The organism is Shewanella sp. CG12_big_fil_rev_8_21_14_0_65_47_15 (genome assembly GCF_002783505.1).
Classification (GTDB): domain Bacteria; phylum Pseudomonadota; class Gammaproteobacteria; order Enterobacterales; family Shewanellaceae; genus Shewanella.
Genome location: NZ_PFGL01000041.1, coordinates 36,225 through 57,574 on the forward strand (window position 1 = coordinate 36,225; position 21,350 = coordinate 57,574).

Here is a 21,350-nt window from a genome sequence, read left to right on the forward strand (position 1 = left end):
CGGCAAAATAGCGTTATTGCTATCGATGATAACTTAACAGAGAACACTCTAGTGGCGGCGTTTGCACAGTTCGATATCCAGCCTTATCAGTCATGCTATGCCCGTGAGGTGAGTGCGTTATTTCATCTTTGTGTGCGTAGTATCAGCCATACTCGTTACTCACAGGCACAACTTGCGGCATGGTCTGCGGCGCCAAGATCGGCTAAACATTGGAATTTACGCTTAAGCCGCTCCAAGGCGTGGGTAGTATTAGCCAAAGATGAAGTGACATCTGCTTCAATCTGCTGCGGTTTTATCAATGTCGAGACTCATTTTGCCCGTCAAGGTTACTTAGATAGCTTATATATCCACCCAGATTATCAAGGCCAGGGGTTAGGTGAACGTGCTTATCTTGTCTTAGAAGCTTGGGCTAAGGCCAAGGGATTCATGCGCTTGAGTTTAGACGCATCCTATCTCTCTAAAGGATTGTTTACCCGTATGGGATTTATTCAAATACAGCGCAGTTATCAGCAGAAACTGGGGCAAATGATCCCAGGCTTCTATATGGAAAAGAATATGGAAAAGAATATTTAACATTTGTTGACTATGGTCCCACCTAAAAACTGATGTAAGGTCTTTTCTGTAAACCATTAGCCTAACGCCGTTGAATAGCATAATTTAACTTAAATCATCGCTATTTAACTTAAATTAGAATGCGGTTAATCTAAAGTGGTTAACCACTCAAGATAGGGGCTGAAAGTGAAGATTCGATTATTTACGCCATCGGATGTCTCACAACTGGCGACAATCTTCGAGGCGAGTGTGATGCAAGGCTCCGGCGAATTTTACTCATTTGCCGAGCGTTCTGCATGGGCTTATATCGAGGGGGAGATCCGCAGTGAGACATATTGGCTCGAACGTTTAAAGGGAACCACTATTTGGGTCGCCGAAGCAGATAATATGCTGGTGGGGTTTATTAATCTGAAGGTCGGCTCCGACAGTGAGATTGAAGCTGCTGCCGAAGTGGAATGTTTGTTTGTTCATCCTGAATATGCGCGTTCTGGTGTGGCGACCTCTTTGTATTTTGCGTTATTTGAACAGGTTAAATTACTCGCGCTGAAACGATTAACGGTTGAGGCATCTTATCTCGCCCGGCCTTTTTTTGAAAAACAGGGATTTCACAGTATTCGCCGCAATGAGCATAAGCGCTTTTTGAATGCCGCGGATAAAGCGCAGGGTCAGCCCCAAGTGTTAGTTAACTTCAGCATGACACTCGCGCTCTAATGCTGTTTACTGCAATACCGCTCTCGTCAGTTAAACGAGCTGGCGGTATTGCATTGCGCGTTAAGCTGTTCACACTGATCAAGCGTTAGCCGACAAGTCGAATACTAATGCAGTGACTTGGCCACGGGTGGCAGTGAAGTCGACACTCGCCACTTGAGTCAAATGCGCGCCGTCCCCAGCCGTGAGTGGAGTGCCATTGATATCCAGCGTACCTTCAATCAATTGCACATACAGATGACGACTCGCTTGAGCGGTGGTTCTGTCCAGCGTCACTTTCTTGCCTTCGCCCAGCACTAAGCGATATAGAATCGCATCTTGTTGCACTTTGAGTGTGCCATTTTCACCATTTGGGGTCACCACAGCCGTCAGTGGTGAACTCTGCTCGAATGCCTTTTGCTGATAACCCGCATCAATGCCTAAGGTATCTGGACGGATCCAAATCTGTAAAAAATGCAGCGGCTCAGTGTTTGAGGCATTAAACTCGCTGTGGTAAATACCTTTACCCGCCGACATCAACTGAAACTCACCTGCGGGTAAGGTTTTGATATTTCCGAAACTATCTTTGTGGGCGATAGTGCCAGAGATCACGTAACTGATGATCTCCATGTCTTTATGCCCATGGGTATCGAAACCCGCACCCGGTGCAACTCTGTCATCATTGATAACTCTAAGGGATGAGATCCCCATATGCTCAGGATCATAGTAGCTAGCAAAAGAGAAGCTATGTTGACTCTTTAGCCAGCCTAAGTCAGCTTGACCACGGTCCTGCGCTTTTCTGATTGTGATCATCTTCTTCTCCTTATTTGATACGGCTAGCGAATAGGTTATCTAGTGCAAATTTGCCGGCGCCAGAAAACGTTAGTGATACCGTTGCCGCTAACAGAGCTAGCCCAAATTCATAGCCATTATTGGTAAGGAACAAGCCATTACCTATATGGACCGAGAAAATTGCCACTAGCATAGTGAAGGATAACACTAGGGCGGTTGGGCGGGTCAGCAGGCCCAGCAACAGGAATAGGCCGCCGAAGAATTCGCTTGAACCCGCCATCAGTGCCATTAAGTAACCAGGCGTTAGCCCAATGGATGCCATCCATTGTCCTGTGCCTTCTAAGCCGTAACCACCAAACCAGCCAAACAGTTTTTGTGAACCATGGGCAAACAAGATGATGCCGATAGGAATGCGCAGTGCCAGCGGGGCCAAGCTTGGAGCCGACGTCAGTGTTTTAGTGATAAGTGCTTTCATGGGATATTCCTTATTTCAAATTATTTAACGAATGTTTAATGCGTATCTTAACTAAGTTGTTTAATCCAGTTTTCTTTGCAATTTCAGGAGAGCTGCTCCATTGCTAAGCAGTGTAGACTTGACCTTTGATAAAGAAAATCGGAACATTTTCAATATCTGTTTCAAATAATTTGAATATGAGTTTTCTATGTTACCTATAATGAGTTTAGATGGTTTAATTGTGCTTGATGCTATTGATAAGAAAGGTAGTTTTTCGGCTGCGGCCGAATCGTTATTTCGGGTGCCATCGGCGCTGACCTATACAGTGCAGAAACTCGAAAGCGATTTGGGGGTAAAATTATTTGAACGTAAGGGGCAAAGGGCGGAGTTGACTCTAGTCGGTCAGTTGGTCTTGCGCCAAGGGCGGGAGATCCTTGCCGCAACATCGAGACTTGAAGAAGCGGTGCGCCAGCTTGAAACTGGCTGGGAGTCCTCGTTAACCTTAGCTATCGATACCGTCATACCGGATCTGCCCCTGTTACAACTGGTCGGTGAATTTACCGAGTTAGGTAAGCAAGTCACCATCAACCTCAGCGAAGAATCATTAGGTGGCGGCTGGGACGCGCTCTATTCGGGTCGGGCCGACATTGCCATTGGGGTGACGGGAGAATTACCCAAGGGACAATACCATTTAGTGGAAATTGGTCAGTTGGAGTTTGTATTTGCACTAAATCCATCCCATCCACTGGCGCAATATGGGCAGCCCATCCCAACCGAGGCACTATTGCAGTTTCCATCCATTGTGGTGGCGGACAGTTCGACAGCTTTAGCGCAACGCTCGAGCGGATTATTTGATAGTCGTCAGGTCATTCGGGTACCCAATATGCAGACCAAGATTAAAGCGCAGCAGTTAGGTTTAGGTGTTGGCTATATTCCAAAACACTTGATCTTAGATGCGTTGGCATCGGGGGCATTAGTTGCCTGTGAGGTAGAAATCCCTAGGCCCGCCCAGGCGGTATTTTTAGCCTGGCGCAAGGGAAGCCAAGGTAAGGCGCTGACCTGGTTTGCCGAGCGTTTACCCCACTGTGATTGGCTATTTTAGCTATTTTCTTATAACACTAAACAACGCCCTGAATATCAGGGCTTGCTCAACTATTTTTTGCCGGAACTATTTTAGCCGGAACGCTTTAAATGGCTGGTGTAATGTACATGGGGGGACAAAAAATCCGCAAGGTTAGGGGCCCGATTTAAGAAGCGGATAAATGCCTGTGGAAGGGTGAGTGACTCTATCGACTCCTGCCAACGTGCCTGTAATAGCGGGTGATAACCTTCTTTGCCTGCGGCGGTATAAGAGGTTGAAACACCAATGTATAAAGACTCGGGCTCGACGGGATACCAAAGTGACGGCCCATCTTGTTGCATCATTTCTAATTTAAAAAGACGTTCACCTAGGGGACGCCTGCCATCGTAGTAATAGCGTAAACCGTAGGTGTAGGGGAAACTGCCAGCCCCCGTGCCTCGTACACTATTGTTAGTGGCGGCGTTAATCGCCGATTCCAGTGCTTGGTAGAGGAATTGGCCTTGGATTTCATATTTAACCAGCGGTAATTCGAAGGGCAGTAATTGCCCCATCACATCCGCCAGCGTCAACTGGCCTTGGGCAACCGACTGGCGTACACCGCCCGCATTATGCAGAGCAAAGTGAACCCGAGGATCGACCAGTTTAGCTTCTTGAAACATGCTGCGGCTCACCCATGGCGCAATTTCACTGCCGTGGGGCAAAGCCTTGGACGGCAGGCGTGTATGGACTAAATTTTTCGGCACCAGAGCCAGCACTTTGTTTTCCATTTCTGCGATGGCGGGTTTGTAAATGTCTCGAATAACACCTGTGATATCGGCATCGGCATCATCCCAAAAAATATTCGGATGTTGGCGGAGCTGTTGACGCACAGCTTGATAATCTTGGTCATCGACGGCTGTGTTGGCACTTAAGATAAACTGCTGATCGAGCATGAAATAATTGCCGCCATTTAGCGTTAGCATTTTTCCGTCGGCATCAAACTCTATCTCGGCTAAGCCAACGACTTCGGCATATTTCCCCGCATGGACTATTGGTGTACCGTTGATGACTTCACCATAGGGCAGGTTGCTCAAACCTAGGGCGCGAAAATCCCCCTGTAGGGTATGGGTGTGCCCACCGACAATCAGGCTAATGCCATCGACTTCGGCCGCAAGGCGTTTATCCTGATCTAAACCTAAGTGGCTGAGCACTATGATGTGCTTAATCCCCTCGGCATGCAGATGTGCCACGGTTCGCGCCGTTGTACTGATGGCATCGACAAAATGAGTATCGGGATCGGGGCGGGCAATCTCCTTCATCTGATCTAGCGTAATGCCTATTATCGCTATCTTTGTATCGTAGAAGGGTTTGAGGAGATAAGTCGCTAATTGTGACTTCTCATCAAAGGCCAAAATATTGGGAACTGTACGCAGACAGCCGAGTTTATTCACATCCTCTTGGCTTAAATCCATATTGCCCGCCAATAAAGGAAAATCGATTTGTCTGGCAAAGTCGGCGAGGCGAGCATTGCCTTCATCAATATCGTGGTTGCCTATGACCATGGCATCGGGGGCGAGCAAATTTAGCAGATGGGCGTTAGCTTTACCTTTAAAATGGCTAAAATAGAGTGTGCCTTGGAAACTGTCGCCGCCGTGCAGGAAAATAAAAGGGGTATCGATTTGTGCTGCGGCTTGACGTGCCTGAGTGATGTGGTGGCCGATACGGGCATAACCACCGCTATGGCTAGTCACATCAAACTGATGCTGGCCTATATTAAGGCTAAATTGCACGCGGCTCGGTTCAAAGTTTGAATGTGTATCGTTGATATGCGCGAGTGAGAGTTTGTAGCTCTGTATCATAACTTACCTCTATTACGGCGGGTGAGTATATACCCAAGCGACCTCAAAATGCGAGGCTCAGACGGTTCTGAGTCATTTGCATTCTAAAAGAATAAAGGGAGCTAGGCTCCCTTTATATTAACAAGTACTAAACTTGCTTAGCCTTCAGCCGGATTTGGCTTCGTCATCATCGGCTGCGGCTTCAAAGTCGCCGTCATCGGAGAGGCGAATTCCCTTTTGTTTCATGCGTTTGGTCCAGAGTTTACGGGCCAATTGCTGCATGTCGGTCGCGGGGTCGTTTAAATCGACAATCTCTAATCCCAACATGGATTCGATAATATCTTCTTGGGTCACAATACCTTGGCTACTGCCGTACTCGTCGACCACCATAGCAATTTGAGTGTTACGTTTAATCATACGCTCAAATAATGGCAAAATTTTTGCGGTCTCAGGCACGACAAATAAACTGCGTTTCAATTCGCCTATTGGACTATCCGGCGTGTAGCGCTCGGCCAGTAATACATCGGTTCGGGTGATATAACCGATAATATCGTCATGATCCTGATCGTACACTGGAATACGGGTAAAGGGCTTATCACGATATTGGCGCACGAACTCATTTTGCGTTAAATCCACAGGTAGCGAGAACATCACTGTGCGCGGCGTCATGATGGCGGTGACGGGCATATCGCGCACCTTGAGCATTTGCGTCAAAATCTTAGACTCTTGCTCATCGAGTTCGCCCGACTCATGGCCGATTTTCGCCATGGCACTCATTTCTTGACGAATATATTGGCCTTCTTCGCCTTTCCCTAAAAAGTGAGTGACCTTATGTGACAGCCAAATCAAGGGCTGAGTGACTCGCTTCATCCAAGTAATCGCAATTGAAACACTCGGTGCAAGGCGACGCCAATGGTTAGCTCCCACAGATTTAGGAATAATCTCCGAGAAGAACAAAATAATAAAGGTCAATACCCCAGAGAAAACGCCCAGCATGTCATCCCCAAATACTTTCGCCGCTTGGGCACCCGCAACGGCGGCACCTACAGTATGGGCAATAGTATTTAAGGTGAGAATCGACACTAATGGTGCTTCGACGTTATCTTTGAGTTTACGTAATCTTGCGGCCGCAGCACTGTCAGTTTGGTCGAGCGAGGCGATATAACTAGGGGTAACCGAGAGCAAAACAGCTTCGAATACACTGCACAGAAAAGAAACCGCGACAGCGACAAGCACTATAATGATGAGGGTTAACATATAGGTGGTATTACAACTCCGTATTTTAGGCCAACGTTAGCCCAGCGAGATTCTATCATAGTCGAGTCGTGTTGCTGGCTAAAAAATTTTTGCGTCTGTATAATTCGCCGCCCTGTTGCAGGTTTTGGTGTTGAGGTGAGTGGTATGAGTGAAAAGAAGATCAATTTATTAGACCTTGATCGTAAGGCGATGCGTGCCTTGTTTGCCGATCTCGGAGAGAAACCTTTCCGTGCCGATCAGCTCATGAAATGGATCTATCATTTCGGCGTCAGTGACTTCGAAGAAATGACCAACATCAATAAAGTGCTACGCCAAAAACTGGCGGCGCGCTGCGAGATCGTCGCTCCTGAAATTTCCAGTTTCCAAAAATCCACCGATGGCACTATTAAGTTCGCCATTCATGTCGGTGAAGGCCAAGAAGTCGAAACTGTCTACATTCCCGAAGATGACCGCGCCACTTTATGTGTGTCATCACAGGTAGGCTGCGCCCTTGAATGCACTTTCTGCTCCACTGCCCAGCAGGGTTTTAACCGTAACTTGACCGTGTCTGAGATCGTTGGCCAAATCTGGCGCGTGTCGCACTTTTTAGGTTTTGCAAAGGACACTGGCGATCGGCCTATTACAAACGTAGTCATGATGGGCATGGGCGAGCCTCTGCTCAACTTAGCCAACGTCATCCCTGCGATGGATATCATGCTCGATGATTTTGGTTTTAGTTTATCAAAACGCCGCGTGACTCTATCTACTTCGGGGGTTGTGCCTGCGCTTGATAAACTCGGCGACGCCTTAGATGTGGCTCTTGCCGTGAGTATTCACGCTCCTAACGATGAGCTACGTGACATCCTTGTGCCTGTGAATAAAAAATATCCGTTGCAGGAGTTTCTTGCGGGGATCCGTCGCTATATTGCTAAATCGAATGCTAACCGTGGCCGCGTGACCGTTGAATATGTGATGCTCGATCATATCAACGACAGTACTGAGCAAGCCCACGAACTTGCGAAATTAATGCAGGATACCCCTTGTAAGGTTAACCTTATTCCATTTAATCCGTATCCAGGTTCCCCCTACGGCCGCTCATCAAATTCACGAATCGATCGTTTTTCAAAGGTACTGATGGAATACGGTTTAACCGTGATAGTGCGTAAGACCCGCGGTGATGATATCGATGCTGCCTGTGGCCAGTTAGCGGGTGATATTCGCGACAGAACTAAGCGTTTGGCAAAAAAACGCATGCAAGAAAATCAGATTTCAGTCACAATGAATTAACTCTTTGTTTGCACAGATTTATAGGCTTGCCCATGAAGCATGGATTGTCAGGGTTTTCATTAGCACTTGCGCTGTCATTGTTAATGACTGGGTGTGTGACTGAGCGTACCTATACGGGAACAGATATTCCAGTTTCGGAACGGAAATTAGATAGGGTCGCCGCTGCCCGGGAGCGTATGCAACTCGGTTTAACCTATTTGAATCGAGGTAACTCGGAACAGGCTAAATATAATCTTGATAAAGCAATAGAATATGCGCCAGAGCTGGAAGATGTCCATATCGCGATGGCCTATTACTACCAAACCGTAGGCGATCTTGTTCGCACAGAACAGTCTTATCAAGACGCGATCAGTACTAAGGATGTCTCCGGTGATTCCATGAATAATTTTGGGGTGTTTTTGTGTCAACAAAAGCAATACGACAAAGCTGAAAAAATGTTTTTGGCCGCAATAGAAATGCCCAAATATACGCGAACCGCGTCGAGTTATGAGAACTTAGGTCTTTGTAGTCGGCAATCGGGACAAGCAGAAAAGGCACGACAGTATTTTCAGATGGCGTTAAAGTATGACCCGAGACGCTCGGTGTCATTGCTGGAGTTGGCCGAGCTTGAAGTTGAACAGGGTGATTTTATCAAGGCGCGTAACCAATTAGCGCAATATCACCAAGTGGCGGCCCAGACTCCAGAGAGTTTAGCGCTCGGAATAAAAATAGAGCAGGCAATGAATGATGATGCTGCTGTTAAGAAATTTGGTATTTTATTGCTTGCCAAATTTCCAGCATCACCTCAGGCCAAGCAATACAGAGTTAATTTGCATCAATGAAAGATCAAGAAATAAATGCGCCTGTTGAACCTAGTGAAATCGAGTCGACGGCGCCTGATGTAACGCTTGGAAGTGTATTAAAATCCGCCCGTGAAAAAATGGGGCTTAGCATCGCAGACGCGGCGGTGAAACTGCATCTGCGTCCCCGTATCGTGGAAGACATTGAAGCAAACAACTTCATCAATATTGCTTCTTCCACTTATGTCCGTGGCTATGTCAAAAACTATGCGCGAATGGTTGGCGCCGATACCCAGCTCATCGAGGCCTGCCTAGCAAGGCAGGTGCCCACTGTGACTGAGCCTGCCATGCAGAGTTTTTCACGCAAGACAACCTATCAAGCTCGTGACACTAAATTAAAGTGGCTGAGCTTTTTTATTGTTATCGTGTTACTCGGATTGCTCGTGGTGTGGTGGATGCAAAAATCGACCTTGTTAACCCATGTCGACGTATCTCAACCGACCGCAGAAGAAGTGGCCGCCGCCAATCAAACCCTACCTGGTGATGTGTTGCTGACCGAAACCGATGCGAGTCAACAATTGACTGAAATAGCCGCTAACGGCTCTATGTCAATCGATGGTCCGATAAAAGATACCGATATGAGCACTGTCGATGCCCGCTCTGCCGATATCAGCACAGGACCTACGGACGATCATTATTCTCAAACGGTTGATACCAGCAATGAAGATGGTGGCTCAGCTACCGCCACAGCGCCGCAAACGACCGCACCCGTAGCTCAGATTCCGCAGCCAGTAGTTCAACAGTCTGTCGCAACAGCAACACCTTCACCCGCCTCAACATCACCCGCCACCTCCGTAAACACTCAGGGCGCTATTGCTGGTCAATCGATTATTGATGTTCAGTTGACGGGTGATTGCTGGATCAACATTGTCGATGCTAAAGGCCAAGCCTTAGTCGACGGTGTTAAAGGTGCTGGCGCTACAGTGCAAGTGAGCGGTGTGCCACCGTTTAAAATTATTTTAGGTGCGCCCCATGTGGCGACCTTAAGTTTAGATGGTCAAATGGTTAGCTTAGCGGATTTCCCCAAAGGCCGTGTTGCACGTTTGACCCTACCTAAAATTTAGTGAAGTGTTAGGCGATTCGCTGCAGCAGAACGTACCGAAATAGAGTGTATTTAGCATGTATAATGAAACTCCCATAAAAAGACGTCCTTCCACCCGCATTTATGTGGGGAATGTACCGATTGGTGATGGGGCGCCGATTGCCGTTCAGTCTATGACCAATACTAAGACGACCGATGTAGAGGCAACCGTTGCCCAAATTCGCGCCTTAGAGAAAGTGGGGGCAGACATAGTGCGCGTGTCAGTACCGACTATGGATGCCGCCGAAGCCTTTAAACTCATTAAGCAAGCGGTTAACGTGCCCTTAGTGGCCGACATTCATTTCGATTATCGTATCGCCTTAAAAGTGGCCGAGTACGGTGTCGATTGTCTGCGGATCAACCCCGGCAACATAGGTAATGAAGAACGCATTCGCAGCGTGGTTGAGTGCGCTCGGGATAAAAACATCCCCATTCGTATTGGCGTCAATGGCGGTTCATTAGAAAAAGATCTGATGGACAAATACAAAGAGCCAACGCCAGAAGCCTTACTCGAATCAGCCATGCGCCATGTGGATATTTTAGACCGCATGAACTTCGACCAATTTAAGGTCAGTGTTAAGGCGTCGGATGTGTTCTTGGCGGTTGAATCCTATCGTTTATTGGCCAAACAAATCCGTCAGCCGCTGCATTTGGGCATTACCGAGGCGGGTGGTGCACGGGCAGGTTCAGTAAAATCGGCCGTCGGTTTAGGCATGTTATTGGCCGAAGGCATAGGTGACACTCTACGCATTTCCCTTGCCGCCGATCCCGTCGAAGAAATCAAAGTCGGTTTTGATATCTTAAAATCCCTGCGCATTCGTAGCCGTGGGATTAATTTTATCGCCTGTCCATCATGCTCACGCCAAGAGTTTGATGTGATTAGCACAGTGAATGAATTAGAGCGTCGCCTCGAAGACGTCACTACCGCCATGGATGTCTCCATTATCGGTTGCGTAGTGAACGGCCCAGGTGAAGCTTTAGTGTCACATATCGGTTTAACCGGCGGACACAATAAGAGTGGCTACTACGATGAAGGCGAGCGCCAAAAAGAGCGTTTCGATAACGACAATTTAGTCGATTCCCTCGAGGCGAAAATTCGCGCTAAGGCGAGCCAGATGGCAAACCGCATCCAGGTAAAGGATACAACCGAGTAAAATCCATCGGTTAAAGGTTATGAAAACCCTCAAGGCTTGAGCTAGACCCCGAAACCGACGGGGTCATTTTACGTTTAGTATTGAAAAGCCTATAATGCCTGACATTTTTTATTAATTTAGCGAAATCGGACGAGTCGACACAGTGGCAAAACAGATCCAAGCGATTCGCGGAATGAACGACATTCTGCCAACTCAAAGTCCTCTATGGCAAAAAGTGGAAGCGGTACTGCGTTCGAGCGTCAGTGCTTACGGTTACAGCGAAATCCGCACTCCAATAGTGGAAAATACCGAGCTTTTCAAACGCTCTATCGGTGAAGTTACTGATATCGTTGAAAAAGAAATGTATACCTTCGCAGATAATAACGGTGACAGCTTAACGCTGCGCCCAGAAGGTACGGCATCGACAGTGCGTGCGGGTAACGAAAATGGTCTGCTATATAACCAAGAACAACGTCTTTGGTATATGGGCCCTATGTTCCGCCACGAGCGCCCACAAAAAGGCCGCTATCGCCAATTTAACCAGTTTGGTGTGGAAGTCTACGGCATAGGCACGGCGGATATTGATGCTGAAGTCTTGATGCTATCTGCCCGCCTGTGGGAAAAACTCGGTATTAGCGAGCATGTGTCATTAGAGCTAAATACCTTAGGTGATCCCGCCGAGCGCGCGGTTTACCGTGATGCCCTGATTGCGTTTTTAGAGCAGCATAAAGATGCGCTCGATGAAGACAGCAAGCGTCGCATGTACAGCAATCCGCTGCGGGTATTGGATTCAAAAGATCAACATGTCCAAGCCATATTGGTGGATGCACCTGAGTTAATGGATTTTCTCGGTGAAGAATCGAAGGCACATTTTTCACAATTGCGTGAACTACTTGATGCCGTTGGTATCAAATACACCATTAATCCGCGCCTAGTACGTGGTTTAGATTACTATAATCGCACGGTATTTGAATGGGTTACATCTAGTTTAGGCTCGCAAGGCACTGTGCTTGCGGGTGGTCGCTACGATGGTTTAGTCGCCCAATTAGGCGGCAAAGATACCCCAGCGGTCGGTTTTGCCATGGGCTTAGAGCGCATTGTCTTGCTGCTCGAAACCTTAGAACTGACCAAAGATATTCCGCCAGAAGTGGATGTGTATGTCACCGCCATGGGTGATAGCTGTCTGGTTGAAGCGATTAAAGTGGCGCAGGAACTACGCAGCGCATTGCCGACGCTTAGAGTGATGAGTCACTGCGGTGGCGGCAACGTGAAAAAACAAATGAAGCGTGCCGATAAAAGCGGTGCTCAAGTGGCCTTACTGATCGGTGAAGATGAACTGGCCGAAGGTATGGTGACAGTTAAATATTTACGCAATGACAACGAACAACAACGGGTAGAGCGAAATGCATTAAGTGCATTTTTAGCTGAACTGGCACTTAAGTGAACTGATCTTAAAAGGGGACGTGCGCGTGGAAATTTATAGCACAGAAGAACAACAAGTAGATGCTATCAAGCAATTTTGGAAAGACTATGGGACGTCAATTTTAATTGGTGCTGTCGTTGGTTTAGGCGGCCTATACAGTTGGAATTATTACTCCGACATGAAAGTCGCCCAAGCGGAAGAAGCATCGCAGGCTTTCCAAACCTTGACCACTAAATCAAGCGACGAAGCCGCTATGCTGGCGGGTGTGGCCGAGTTTTCTAAAAACCATGATCAAAAGGGTTATCTTGCACTGTTAGATTTGATCGTGGCAAAAACGGCGGTAGAAGCTAAGGATTATGCGAAGGCCGAAGAAGCCCTCAAGAAAGTCATCGCCGCTAAGCCTGGTGCGGGTTTAGATATGATTGCGACGCTACGTTTAGCCCGAGTGCAGGCTGAGCAAGGTCAAATTGACGTTGCTCTGACGACCTTAGAGCAAGTTACAGATAAAGCCTTCTTCGCCCAGCGCGATGAATTAAAAGGTGATTTCTTAGTACGTCAAGGTGAAGTTGAGAAAGCGAAAACCGCTTATCAAGCTGCCATGGACAATGGTGGTGTGGTGACGAGCCCAGCACTTAAAATCAAACTTGATAACCTAAATCAGGCATAAGGGATCCCTTGATGAAGTCTTGGTGCAAAAACCTGCTAGCCGCTGGACTCAGTCTAGCCATGTTATCCGCTTGTTCGTCGAGCGATGTTGAAGACGAACCTGTGAGTGAGTTAACTGCCATTCAGGCGACTGTGTTCCCTGAAGTCAGTTGGAGCGCTTCTGTCGGTGACGGTGTTGGCGATTACTACTCGCGCCTCGCTCCCGCCGTTCGTTATGGAAAAATCTTTGCCGCCGATCGTTATGGCGAAGTGATGGCGTTTGATGAGGCCACAGGCGAGCGTGTTTGGACTAAAGATTTCAGTGAAGAGTTTCGTGATAATGCTTTAGCCAAAAACAAAGGCGCGCGTCTGGCTGCTGGCGTCACCGCTGCCCGTAATAAAGTCTTTGTGGGTGGAGAAAGCGGCCTGTTAGCCGCTCTCAATGCCGAAGATGGTCAAGTGTTATGGCATGTGGTTGCGGGCGGTGAATTACTGTCTGCACCAACCGTTGCTGACAATGTGGTGGTAGTGAGCACCAGCACGGGTTCACTCGAAGCCTTTAACGTCGATACAGGCGCTAAGCTGTGGGTGTACGAAATGCAATTGCCAAATCTGACCCTGCGCGGTACAGGTTCTGCAGCTTATGAAGCGGGCGGTTTCTTTATCGGTACTGCCGATGGCAAAGTGGCTGTTGTGATTAAAAACAATGGTCAAGCAGCATGGGAGCAGGCGATTTATAATCCCACTGGCGGTAACGAGTTTACCCGTATGGCCGACGTGGATATGACGCCGCTGATCCTTGGCGAGAATTTATATGCGGTGAGCTATAACGGTAACTTAGTGTCGATGGAACTGCGCACGGGCCGAGTCGTGTGGACGCGTAAGTATTCTAGCTTTAACGAGTTAGCTTCGGCTGGCTTAAGCTTGTTCTTAGTTGACGACCACAGCCGTATCTACTCAGTTGATAAACGTAACGGTCTAGAACTGTGGAGCAACTCTGAGTTAGCTAACCGCACTCTGACGTCACCTGCAGTATATAAAGACTATTTAGTTGTGGGTGATTTCGAAGGTTATTTACACTTCATCGATCGCAGTACAGGGTCGATTGTGGGTCGTGTCCAAGTGGACAGCTCTGGATTATACGGCCAGCCGTTAGTGGTTGACGATAAAATCTATGTTCAAGGTCGCAGTGGAAAGTTAGCTGTTGTAACACTTCCCTAGTTAAAAGTGTTATCCTTGTAGAGCCCCTGGAAGTGTGTTCCGGGGGCTTTTTATTGAAAAGTTTTTTAGAGGCAAAATATGATCCCTGTAGTGGCCCTTGTTGGTCGGCCGAACGTCGGTAAATCCACCCTATTTAATCGCCTTACGCGTACGCGTGATGCGCTGGTTGCTGACTTTCCTGGCCTAACACGTGACCGTAAATATGGTCGAGCATTCTTATCCGGCTATGAGTTCATTGTGGTCGATACCGGCGGTATCGATGGCACTGAAGAAGGGATCGAGACGAAAATGGCAGAGCAATCCCTTGCCGCCATTGAAGAAGCCGATGTCGTTCTATTTATGACAGATGCGCGCGCGGGTTTAACCGCTGCGGATCTGTCGATTGCACAGCACTTACGTAGCCGTCAAAAAACCACCTTCGTGGTTGCTAACAAAGTGGATGGTATCGATGCCGATTCGGCCTGCGCCGAGTTTTGGTCTTTAGGTCTAGGTGAAGTTTACCAGATGGCGGCGTCCCAAGGACGCGGCGTGACCAACATGATCGAATACGCGTTGACACCCTATGCCGAAGCGATGGGCATAGTGCGTCAAGGCGAAGACGAAGTGACCGAAGAGCGTGAATATACCGAAGAAGAAGCCGAAGCTGAGCAAAAGCGTCTGCAAGAGTTGCCTATCAAGCTGGCGATTATCGGTAAACCTAACGTCGGTAAGTCTACCCTGACTAACCGTATTTTAGGTGAAGAGCGTGTCGTGGTATTTGATGAACCCGGCACGACCCGTGACAGTATTTACATTCCAATGGAACGTGAAGGTCGCGAGTACGTGATTATCGATACCGCGGGGGTTCGCCGCCGCAGTAAAGTACATCAAGTCATTGAGAAATTCTCAGTGATCAAAACCTTGAAAGCGGTTGAAGATGCTAACGTGGTGTTACTTATCATCGATGCCCGTGAAGGTATCGCCGAGCAAGATTTAGGTCTGTTAGGTTTCGCACTCAATGCGGGTCGCGCTTTGGTGATTGCCGTCAACAAGTGGGATGGTATCGACCAAGGTATTAAAGATCGCGTGAAGAGCGAGCTTGACCGTCGTCTTGGCTTTATCGACTTTGCCCGTATTCACTTTATTTCGGCGCTGCACGGTACTGGTGTTGGCCATTTATTTGAATCGATTGAAGAAGCCTACGACAGTGCTACGCGCCGCGTCAGTACTTCTATGCTGACACGTATTATGCAAATGTCCCAGGACGATCACCAGCCGCCATTAGTAAATGGTCGCCGTGTGAAGCTTAAATACGCTCACGCCGGGGGCTACAACCCGCCAATCGTGGTCATTCACGGTAACCAAGTGAGTAAGCTGCCAGATTCTTACAAACGCTACATGATGAACTACTTCCGTCGTTCATTGAAAGTGGTGGGTACGCCAATCCAGTTGCGTTTCCAAGAGGGTGATAACCCATTTGAAAACAAGACTGAAAAGTTGACTATGAGCCAAGAGCGTCGCCGTAAACGCGCCCTGAGCCATATTAAAGATAGAAAAAAATAATCTAGCCGTGATTGGATCGTAATAAAGGGAACCTTAGGGTTCCTTTTTGATTTTTTAGGCGATTGACTTGTGCTTGGGTCGACTGGCTTAGTATTAGGCTATCTTATCCGCCAGCATACCTTCGAGAATGATAGCGGCGAGTTCGTCATAGTAGTTTGACCATGCGTTTTCTATGCTGGCATTGGATTGGCCCTTTAATTCATGTTGAATGGCCAATATTAGGGCCGATTTGACTATGGGGAAGTGTGAGACCTTGACACCATAATCTCGATGTCTTGCACCTAATTCGAGTAGGGTCGATCTAATAGTATCGAGGTGATGAATATTATCGACGGCGGCACAAAAGATCATATAGAAATGCTCTTCTATTAGCTTACGATCGCGTTTAAACATAGGTTTGATCAGCGGCGCCATGTCAAATAGGCAATCATAGAAGAAGCTTGTAAAGCGTTGTTCTTGATTGTTTATCAAGGAAAATGACGAGGTAATTGCCTCTCTTTCTATTTCAGTTAGCCCCATATTAAACCTATCCATCAATGCGTGCTGATGACTAATCTGTATTATAGCTAATTTTAATGCTCTACCGATTTATCCTTAAAAGTGAAGCAATAACATAATTTTAGGAAATGAGTGTAATGGTAGATACCAACCGTTCATGGGGCAGTTGGGTGGTGATAGTGTCACCTATGTGGACTTGGGCTGCCGATGTGATAACGGTACCGCTTGCATCTGTAGTAATGCTATAACCGCGACTTAATGTGGCCAGTGGGCTGACCATCTCAAGTTGATGGGCGGCATACTTTATCCTTTGTTCACTTTGACTGAGTTTGTCCTGCAATGCATCCTGTAAGCGACTCGCCAGATAACTTAGGCGGTTACCCTCAAGAGCAAGTTTATGCTTAGGGGATTGCTGCTCAAGGCGGCTTATCAGTAATTGTTGGCGACGACTGCAAAGGTGCAGCCGACTGGAAAGCGCTGACTCTAGCCTTAATTGCATTTCATCGAATCTTTGCTCAAATTGTTGCAGTGTACGTTTCGGATCTAAGCGCTGTAGCCTGTGATCTAACACAGTTAAACGTCTTTCTTGTTTAAGTTGATAATGTCGTGCACTTTGCTGTAGGCGCGATAATACGGTCACTAGTCTTTGGGCTTTATTATCGCTGTCCTGTGAGAGTAATTCTGCACCAGCGGATGGCGTTGGGGCGCGCACATCGGCAACATAGTCACTGATGGTGGTATCGACTTCGTGGCCGACGGCGCTGACGATGGGCAGGGCGCTGTTGTATATCGTATGGGCGAGCGCCTCGCTGTTAAAACACCATAAATCCTCAAGTGAACCGCCGCCACGGGTGAGCAGTAACACATCGACTTCTAAACGTTGGTTGGCAATATTGATCGCTTGGCAAATGTTGCTATCTGCGGTTTCACCTTGCACTTGGGTTGGATAAATAATGACTTCGATGGAGGGATCGCGCCTTGCCAGAACATGCAACACGTCGCGAATTGCCGCACCAGTCGGTGAGGTGATAACGCCAATGCGTTGGATATTTTTCGGCAGCGGCCTTTTAGTGTCGGCGGCGAATAATCCCTCGGCGGCGAGCTTCATCTTGAGTGCCTCAAATTGCTGCGCCAGTAGACCATCACCCGCGGGTAACATGGACTCAATTAATAATTGATAGTCACCTCTAGGTTCGTAAACACTGATCGCGCCTTTGACCAACACTTGCTGACCATTGACGGGTTTAAAGCTGACGCTTTGGTTACGCCCCTTAAACATGGCACAGCGGATCTGGGAATAATGATCTTTTAGAGTTAAATACCAATGACCTGAACTGGGGGATGAAAAATTAGAAATTTCGCCATTGAGCCAGATTTTGCCGAGTTGCCCCTCGAGAATTTGCCTGACTTCACCATTGAGGCGTGAGACGGTATAAACATTATTTTTGGCGACTTGCATGGTTTTTCTCGCGCAAATGGGAATTTTTCACTATTTTCCATTTACCGCGCCCCATATGCAAGGTATAATCCCGCCGCAATATTTCACCTCTAAATCCTACTCAACTGGGGAGATGTTGCTAATGCTACGTTTAATTAAAGAAGCGCTTACTTTTGACGATGTGTTACTTGTTCCTGCGCATTCTACTGTACTCCCAAATACCGCCGTTCTTAAAACTCGCCTGACTAAAACCATTGAATTGAATATCCCGCTGGTGTCTGCTGCTATGGACACAGTGACCGATGCTCGTCTTGCTATCGCGATGGCGCAGGAAGGTGGCTTAGGTTTTATTCATAAAAACATGAGCATTGAGAATCAAGCCGAAGAAGTGCGTAAAGTAAAAATTTACGAAGCTGGCGTGGTTCAACAACCTGTGACTGTGACTCCCTCAACGACACTCGCCGATCTGAAAGTGTTGACCCTGAAAAACGGTTTTGCCGGTTACCCTGTGGTTAACGAAGCGAATGAGCTGGTCGGTATCATCACCGGCCGTGACGTGCGTTTCGTGACTGACTGGAGCAAAACGGTAGAAGAAGTGATGACGCCTAAGTCGCGGTTAGTCACAGTTGCCGAAGGCACTAAGTTAGATGAAGTGCAAAAATTAATGCATTCTAACCGTATCGAAAAAGTGCTGGTTGTCGACGATAACTTCAAATTGAAAGGTTTGATCACCGTTAAAGACTTCGAGAAAGCCGAGCGTAAACCTAACGCCTGTAAGGATGAGTTAGGCCGTTTACGCGTAGGCGCCGCCGTCGGTGCGGGTGCGGGCAACGAAGAGCGCGTAGACGCACTCGTTAAAGCTGGCGTTGACGTATTACTTATCGACTCTTCCCATGGCCATTCTGAAGGCGTTTTACAACGTATTCGTGAAACCCGTGCCAAATACCCTGATTTACAAATAGTTGGCGGTAACGTCGCCACGGCTGAAGGCGCATTAGCGCTGGTTGAAGCGGGTGTTAACGCCGTTAAAGTCGGTATTGGCCCTGGTTCTATTTGTACGACTCGTATCGTAACCGGTGTGGGCGTGCCACAAATTACCGCGGTTTCAGATGCTGCCGCAGCCGTAAAAGGCTTAGGTATTCCTGTGATTGCCGACGGCGGCGTGCGCTTCTCCGGCGACTTAGCCAAAGCATTAGCGGCCGGTGCCTCTTGCATCATGGCGGGCTCAATGTTTGCGGGTACCGATGAAGCGCCGGGTGAAACCGAGTTATATCAAGGCCGTGCGTACAAGTCTTACCGCGGCATGGGTTCCTTAGGGGCTATGTCTCAAGGATCTTCCGACCGTTATTTCCAATCTGACAATGCCGCCGACAAACTCGTGCCAGAAGGGATTGAGGGTCGCGTGCCCTACAAAGGCAAGCTGAAGGAAATCATCCACCAACATATGGGTGGCCTACGTTCATGCATGGGCTTAACGGGCTGTGCAACTATCCAAGAACTGAATGAAAAAGCGCAGTTTGTGAAAGTGACCTCTGCGGGTATGGGCGAGTCCCATGTGCACGATGTGACTATCACTAAAGAAGCACCGAACTACCGTTCAGGTTCTTAAGCGTTTGACATAACGGGGCGGCGATAAGCCGCCCCGCTAGTAATCTGTGTAATGCCCTCAAGATTGACCATATCGATTTTGAGCCAAGTTAAACAATAGATGAGAAAAGGTTATCCATGAGCGATATTCATGAGCACAAGATACTGATCCTCGATTTTGGATCCCAGTACACTCAACTGATTGCCCGTCGTATCCGTGAAATTGGCGTTTACTGTGAATTATGGGCGTGGGATGTGACCGAAGCCCAAATCCGTGAGTTTGCCCCTAATGGTATTATCCTAGCGGGCGGCCCTGAAAGTGTGACGGCTGAAAATTCTCCCCGTGCACCTGGATATGTCTTTAACGCTGGCGTGCCCGTGTTAGGTATCTGTTACGGCATGCAAACCATGTCTGAGCAGCTTGGCGGTAAAGTGATCCAAGGTGTGGGCGAAGGTGAATTCGGTTACGCGCAGATCGAAATGTTGGCGCAATCGGCACTGTTTAAAGATATCGAAGACGCTGTCAATAGCGAAGGCAAACCGCTGCTCGATGTGTGGATGAGCCACGGCGATAAAGTGTCGGCGATCCCTGAAGGTTTTGTGGCGGTTGCTAAAACCGACACTTGCCCCTTTGCGGCTATGGCCCACGAAGGAAAACGTTTCTATGGCGTACAATTCCACCCTGAAGTGACCCACACTCGTCAAGGTCAGCGCATGTTATCGCATTTTGCCTTAGACATCTGTGGCTGTGCCGCTAACTGGAAACCCTCTTCTATCATCGAAGATGCGATTGCGCGCTTGAAGAAGCAAATCGGCGATGATGAAGTCATTCTCGGCTTATCTGGCGGCGTGGATTCTTCGGTTGTGGCCATGCTGCTGCACCGCGCTATCGGCAAAAAACTGACCTGCGTATTCGTTGATAACGGTCTATTACGTTTGAATGAAGCCGAACAAGTGATGGAAATGTTCGGCGATCATTTCGGCCTGAATATTATCCATGTGGATGCGGAAAACCGTTTCCTCGATGCGATGAAGGGCGAAGCCGATCCTGAAGCTAAGCGTAAGATCATCGGCCGCGTATTCGTAGAAATTTTCGATGAAGAATCGAAGAAGTGCGTTAATGCTAAGTGGCTAGCCCAAGGCACGATTTATCCCGATGTGATTGAATCCGCTGGCAGTGCCACGGGTAAAGCCCATGTGATCAAGTCCCACCATAACGTCGGCGGTTTGCCGGACGATATGGCGCTCGGTTTAGTTGAGCCACTGCGTGAACTCTTTAAAGATGAAGTGCGCAAAATTGGTCTAGAGCTAGGCCTGCCGTACAACATGCTCTACCGTCACCCATTCCCTGGCCCAGGCTTAGGTGTACGTGTACTCGGTGAAGTGAAGAAGGAATATTGCGATTTACTGCGCCGCGCCGATGCTATCTTCATCGAAGAGCTGCATAAAGCCGATCTGTACAACAAAGTTAGCCAAGCCTTTACCGTGTTCTTACCCGTCCGCTCTGTCGGCGTGATGGGTGATGGCCGTAAATACGATTGGGTGGTGTCACTGCGCGCGGTAGAAACCATCGATTTTATGACAGCACATTGGGCACATCTGCCCTATGATTTCTTAGGCCGCGTGTCGAACCGTATTATCAACGAAGTCGATGGTATTTCCCGCGTGGTTTACGATATCTCTGGCAAGCCACCAGCGACGATTGAATGGGAGTAATCTTCCACACAGGTTGAAGTGGTTGAACTTCAATCGGGTAAAAGGCGCTTCGGCGCCTTTTTTGTTGCCCTTCGAATGAAGGTTATGACATTTTTTGTTTAGCTTGATTTTTTATTGCATATAAAACGGTTTTGAGCTAAAAAATAAGGACTCGATTATATGGTGTCGACCGCAGTTGTTATTCCTGAGATTATGGTGGGCGTACCTATTTTTTTGTTCGGTATTGCATCCCTTAATCAAGGTGATTCTGTTGTCATTGAAGCCATCAATTAAGCATAATTGCCCTCATAGGTGGCCGATATATGTAAACACCGTTTTATT

Annotated in this window: 19 protein-coding genes; 13 read left to right on the plus strand and 6 right to left on the minus strand. The window is 47.9% G+C overall.

All coding sequences use genetic code 11. From position 1 onward, the window contains the following. Window positions 1–51: 51 nt before the first annotated feature. The gene (locus COW15_RS10375; RefSeq protein WP_293632566.1) at window positions 52–573 is read left to right on the plus strand and encodes a GNAT family N-acetyltransferase; all 522 of its coding nucleotides are present in this window, start codon (window positions 52–54) and stop codon (window positions 571–573) included. A gap of 165 nt (window positions 574–738) precedes the next feature. Continuing rightward, on the plus strand, window positions 739–1,263 hold the full coding sequence (locus tag COW15_RS10380; RefSeq protein ID WP_293632507.1) for a GNAT family N-acetyltransferase: 525 nt from the start codon (window positions 739–741) through the stop codon (window positions 1,261–1,263). Between the two features lie 78 nt (window positions 1,264–1,341). On the opposite strand, the gene COW15_RS10385 is transcribed toward COW15_RS10380, so the two are convergent. Both COW15_RS10385 and COW15_RS10390 read right to left on the minus strand, forming a co-directional pair. Beyond that, window positions 1,342–2,052: a pirin family protein gene (locus tag COW15_RS10385; protein WP_293632508.1), complete on the minus strand. Its 711-nt coding sequence runs from the start codon at window positions 2,050–2,052 to the stop codon at window positions 1,342–1,344. Window positions 2,053–2,062: 10 nt separating this feature from the next. Continuing rightward, complete coding sequence (locus tag COW15_RS10390) at window positions 2,063–2,506, minus strand: DoxX family protein (protein WP_293632509.1); 444 nt, start codon at window positions 2,504–2,506, stop codon at window positions 2,063–2,065. Between the two features lie 187 nt (window positions 2,507–2,693). Here COW15_RS10390 and COW15_RS10395 point away from each other — a divergent pair, with 187 nt between their 5' ends. After that, the gene (locus COW15_RS10395) at window positions 2,694–3,587 is read left to right on the plus strand and encodes a LysR substrate-binding domain-containing protein (RefSeq protein ID WP_293632510.1); all 894 of its coding nucleotides are present in this window, start codon (window positions 2,694–2,696) and stop codon (window positions 3,585–3,587) included. A gap of 71 nt (window positions 3,588–3,658) precedes the next feature. On the opposite strand, the gene COW15_RS10400 is transcribed toward COW15_RS10395, so the two are convergent. Next, window positions 3,659–5,404, minus strand: a complete 1,746-nt coding sequence (locus COW15_RS10400; protein WP_293632511.1) for a bifunctional metallophosphatase/5'-nucleotidase — start codon at window positions 5,402–5,404, stop codon at window positions 3,659–3,661. Between the two features lie 144 nt (window positions 5,405–5,548). After that, window positions 5,549–6,640, minus strand: a complete 1,092-nt coding sequence (locus COW15_RS10405; RefSeq protein WP_293632512.1) for a hemolysin family protein — start codon at window positions 6,638–6,640, stop codon at window positions 5,549–5,551. Between the two features lie 144 nt (window positions 6,641–6,784). Here COW15_RS10405 and COW15_RS10410 point away from each other — a divergent pair, with 144 nt between their 5' ends. From COW15_RS10410 to der, 8 genes are all read left to right on the plus strand, one after another. Then, a complete protein-coding gene (locus COW15_RS10410) occupies window positions 6,785–7,906 on the plus strand; it encodes a bifunctional tRNA (adenosine(37)-C2)-methyltransferase TrmG/ribosomal RNA large subunit methyltransferase RlmN (RefSeq protein ID WP_293632513.1) in 1,122 nt (373 codons plus the stop codon). A gap of 32 nt (window positions 7,907–7,938) precedes the next feature. Continuing rightward, a complete protein-coding gene (gene pilW, locus COW15_RS10415; RefSeq protein WP_293632514.1) occupies window positions 7,939–8,727 on the plus strand; it encodes a type IV pilus biogenesis/stability protein PilW in 789 nt (262 codons plus the stop codon). Continuing rightward, complete coding sequence (locus COW15_RS10420; RefSeq protein WP_293632515.1) at window positions 8,724–9,809, plus strand: RodZ domain-containing protein; 1,086 nt, start codon at window positions 8,724–8,726, stop codon at window positions 9,807–9,809. Before pilW ends, COW15_RS10420 begins: the two co-directional genes overlap by 4 nt. A gap of 55 nt (window positions 9,810–9,864) precedes the next feature. Beyond that, a complete protein-coding gene (gene ispG, locus COW15_RS10425) occupies window positions 9,865–10,980 on the plus strand; it encodes a flavodoxin-dependent (E)-4-hydroxy-3-methylbut-2-enyl-diphosphate synthase (protein WP_293632516.1) in 1,116 nt (371 codons plus the stop codon). A 142-nt stretch (window positions 10,981–11,122) separates the two neighbouring features. After that, window positions 11,123–12,403, plus strand: coding sequence for a histidine--tRNA ligase (gene hisS / locus COW15_RS10430; protein WP_293632517.1), 1,281 nt, complete (start codon window positions 11,123–11,125; stop codon window positions 12,401–12,403). Between the two features lie 25 nt (window positions 12,404–12,428). Further along, a complete protein-coding gene (locus COW15_RS10435; protein WP_293632518.1) occupies window positions 12,429–13,049 on the plus strand; it encodes a tetratricopeptide repeat protein in 621 nt (206 codons plus the stop codon). 11 nt (window positions 13,050–13,060) lie between these two features. Beyond that, on the plus strand, window positions 13,061–14,248 hold the full coding sequence (gene bamB, locus COW15_RS10440; RefSeq protein ID WP_293632519.1) for an outer membrane protein assembly factor BamB: 1,188 nt from the start codon (window positions 13,061–13,063) through the stop codon (window positions 14,246–14,248). Window positions 14,249–14,326: 78 nt separating this feature from the next. Further along, window positions 14,327–15,790 carry a ribosome biogenesis GTPase Der gene (gene der / locus COW15_RS10445; protein WP_293632520.1) on the plus strand — a complete coding sequence of 488 codons (1,464 nt, stop codon included), beginning with the start codon at window positions 14,327–14,329 and terminating at the stop codon, window positions 15,788–15,790. 93 nt (window positions 15,791–15,883) lie between these two features. Here the strand turns inward: der and COW15_RS10450 are convergent, their stop codons facing one another. Both COW15_RS10450 and xseA read right to left on the minus strand, forming a co-directional pair. Then, window positions 15,884–16,309 (minus strand): globin domain-containing protein, encoded by a 426-nt coding sequence (locus COW15_RS10450; RefSeq protein ID WP_293632521.1) that lies wholly within the window; start codon window positions 16,307–16,309, stop codon window positions 15,884–15,886. A 100-nt stretch (window positions 16,310–16,409) separates the two neighbouring features. Then, on the minus strand, window positions 16,410–17,747 hold the full coding sequence (gene xseA / locus COW15_RS10455) for an exodeoxyribonuclease VII large subunit (RefSeq protein WP_293632522.1): 1,338 nt from the start codon (window positions 17,745–17,747) through the stop codon (window positions 16,410–16,412). A 121-nt stretch (window positions 17,748–17,868) separates the two neighbouring features. Here xseA and guaB point away from each other — a divergent pair, with 121 nt between their 5' ends. Both guaB and guaA read left to right on the plus strand, forming a co-directional pair. Next, complete coding sequence (gene guaB / locus COW15_RS10460; RefSeq protein WP_293632523.1) at window positions 17,869–19,335, plus strand: IMP dehydrogenase; 1,467 nt, start codon at window positions 17,869–17,871, stop codon at window positions 19,333–19,335. Window positions 19,336–19,451: 116 nt separating this feature from the next. Then, the gene (gene guaA, locus COW15_RS10465; RefSeq protein ID WP_293632524.1) at window positions 19,452–21,029 is read left to right on the plus strand and encodes a glutamine-hydrolyzing GMP synthase; all 1,578 of its coding nucleotides are present in this window, start codon (window positions 19,452–19,454) and stop codon (window positions 21,027–21,029) included. Window positions 21,030–21,350: the final 321 nt, after the last annotated feature.

Bases quoted from the DNA above. Each gene is read 5' to 3' on its own strand.
- COW15_RS10385 (WP_293632508.1), bottom strand. From the start codon at position 2,052: ATGATCACAATCAGAAAAGCGCAGGACCGTGGTCAAGCTGACTTAGGC.
- COW15_RS10390 (WP_293632509.1), bottom strand. From the start codon at position 2,506: ATGAAAGCACTTATCACTAAAACACTGACGTCGGCTCCAAGCTTGGCC.
- COW15_RS10395 (WP_293632510.1), top strand. From the start codon at position 2,694: ATGTTACCTATAATGAGTTTAGATGGTTTAATTGTGCTTGATGCTATT.
- COW15_RS10400 (WP_293632511.1), bottom strand. From the start codon at position 5,404: ATGATACAGAGCTACAAACTCTCACTCGCGCATATCAACGATACACAT.
- COW15_RS10405 (WP_293632512.1), bottom strand. From the start codon at position 6,640: ATGTTAACCCTCATCATTATAGTGCTTGTCGCTGTCGCGGTTTCTTTT.
- COW15_RS10410 (WP_293632513.1), top strand. From the start codon at position 6,785: ATGAGTGAAAAGAAGATCAATTTATTAGACCTTGATCGTAAGGCGATG.
- pilW (WP_293632514.1), top strand. From the start codon at position 7,939: ATGAAGCATGGATTGTCAGGGTTTTCATTAGCACTTGCGCTGTCATTG.
- COW15_RS10420 (WP_293632515.1), top strand. From the start codon at position 8,724: ATGAAAGATCAAGAAATAAATGCGCCTGTTGAACCTAGTGAAATCGAG.
- ispG (WP_293632516.1), top strand. From the start codon at position 9,865: ATGTATAATGAAACTCCCATAAAAAGACGTCCTTCCACCCGCATTTAT.
- bamB (WP_293632519.1), top strand. From the start codon at position 13,061: ATGAAGTCTTGGTGCAAAAACCTGCTAGCCGCTGGACTCAGTCTAGCC.
- der (WP_293632520.1), top strand. From the start codon at position 14,327: ATGATCCCTGTAGTGGCCCTTGTTGGTCGGCCGAACGTCGGTAAATCC.
- COW15_RS10450 (WP_293632521.1), bottom strand. From the start codon at position 16,309: ATGGGGCTAACTGAAATAGAAAGAGAGGCAATTACCTCGTCATTTTCC.
- xseA (WP_293632522.1), bottom strand. From the start codon at position 17,747: ATGCAAGTCGCCAAAAATAATGTTTATACCGTCTCACGCCTCAATGGT.
- guaB (WP_293632523.1), top strand. From the start codon at position 17,869: ATGCTACGTTTAATTAAAGAAGCGCTTACTTTTGACGATGTGTTACTT.
- guaA (WP_293632524.1), top strand. From the start codon at position 19,452: ATGAGCGATATTCATGAGCACAAGATACTGATCCTCGATTTTGGATCC.